This window comes from Aeromicrobium sp. PFPM2_SD2 (assembly GCF_057364525.1).
The window spans coordinates 1-565 of record NZ_JBNFNZ010000807.1 but is presented as its reverse complement, the minus strand read 5'-3'; the positions used below and the strand labels follow the sequence as shown (position 1 = coordinate 565).

1 protein-coding gene is annotated in these 565 nt (G+C 49.7%); it reads left to right on the top strand.

Annotated elements, in window-relative coordinates; translation table 11 throughout:
- Positions 1-311 precede the first annotated feature (311 nt).
- Positions 312-565: hypothetical protein (locus AC2W7G_RS18230; protein ID WP_485869676.1), on the top strand; the 254-nt coding region annotated here is incomplete at its 3' end.

Genomic DNA, 565 nt, shown 5'->3' with positions numbered 1-565 from the left:
TGCTGAACAATCCGCTCAAGGAGCTGTGGTCAACGGTGCGTCTGCTGCTGGTGCTAACATGGGTGCTGCTGTAGGTCAGGGAGCTGGTGAGGACATGGCTCAAGCCTAAACTATCACTATAGGAACAACGTCTGGTCTACAATTTGTAGGTTTCTAGACCGTTGTTCCTACCATTCAATCAAAGGAGAATGACTCAATGTCTCAATCAGTTTATGCCGAGTTCGGCGTTAGCTCTAATGCAATCACTGGTTCCGTTGAGGACCTGAACGAACACCAGAAGTCTATGCTTGAACAGGACGTAGCAGTTCGCGATGGCGATGACGCTATTACCTTCAAGCAACTGGAAGCCGAAAACGACGAGGCTGCCGAAGAAAGACGAGAACGTCGAAGAGACTGAAGGTGAAGAAGACCACGAGTCAGATGACGAAGAGTCTGAGACCGATGGTGAGCAACCTGAGTTCGTCGAACTTGGTGATGCACCTAAAGAGCTGACCGAAAGTGTCACCGCTCTGGATGAAAACGAAGCTGCATTTGACGACATGGTGTCTTCTGCTGTAGAAGCTGG